This is a genomic window from Streptomyces sp. NPDC087263 (assembly GCF_044744645.1).
Lineage (GTDB): Bacteria > Actinomycetota > Actinomycetes > Streptomycetales > Streptomycetaceae > Streptomyces.
The window spans coordinates 1-1,068 of the sequence record NZ_JBIUYT010000038.1 but is presented as its reverse complement, the minus strand read 5'-3'; the positions used below and the strand labels follow the sequence as shown (position 1 = coordinate 1,068).

Genomic DNA, 1,068 nt, shown 5'->3' with positions numbered 1-1,068 from the left:
TTGAAAACCTGGGGGATGACCTGTGGTTAGGGGTGAAAGGCCAATCAAACTCCGTGATAGCTGGTTCTCCCCGAAATGCATTTAGGTGCAGCGTCACGTGTTTCTTGCCGGAGGTAGAGCACTGGATAGGCGATGGGCCTCACCGGGTTACTGACCTTAGCCAAACTCCGAATGCCGGTAAGTGAGAGCGTGGCAGTGAGACTGTGGGGGATAAGCTCCATGGTCGAGAGGGAAACAGCCCAGAACACCGACTAAGGTCCCTAAGCGTGTGCTAAGTGGGAAAGGATGTGGAGTCGCAGAGACAACCAGGAGGTTGGCTTAGAAGCAGCCACCCTTGAAAGAGTGCGTAATAGCTCACTGGTCAAGTGATTCCGCGCCGACAATGTAGCGGGGCTCAAGCACATCACCGAAGTCGTGTCATTGCAGCATGAAGGGCTAACGCCTGCTGTGATGGGTAGGGGAGCGTCGTGTGCCGGGTGAAGCGGCGGTGGAAACCAGTCGTGGACGGTATACGAGTGAGAATGCAGGCATGAGTAGCGATACAAGAGTGAGAAACTCTTGCGCCGATTGACCAAGGGTTCCTGGGTCAAGCTGATCTGCCCAGGGTAAGTCGGGACCTAAGGCGAGGCCGACAGGCGTAGTCGATGGACAACGGGTTGATATTCCCGTACCCGCTTTGAAGCGCCAACGCTGAACCAGGTGATGCTAAGGCCGTGAAGCCGGCCCGGAGTCTTCGGACAAAGGGACGTGGTGGAGCCGCCGGACCAAGTCTGTAGTAGGTGAGCGATGGGGTGACGCAGGAAGGTAGTCCAGCCCGGGCGGTGGTAGTCCCGGGGTAAGGGTGTAGGCCGAGTGATAGGCAAATCCGTCACTCATTGAGGCTGAGACCTGATGCCGAGCCGATTGTGGTGAAGTGGATGATCCTATGCTGTCGAGAAAAGCCTCTAGCGAGTTTCATGGCGGCCCGTACCCCAAACCGACTCAGGTGGTCAGGTAGAGAATACCGAGGCGTTCGGGTGAACTATGGTTAAGGAACTCGGCAAAATGCCCCCGTAACTTCGGGAGAAG

Annotated in this window: 1 rRNA gene; it reads left to right on the top strand. The window is 56.6% G+C overall.

Annotation, left to right across the window (positions count from 1 at the left end):
- Positions 1 to 1,068 (top strand): 23S ribosomal RNA (locus ACIPC1_RS40310); the annotation flags it as partial.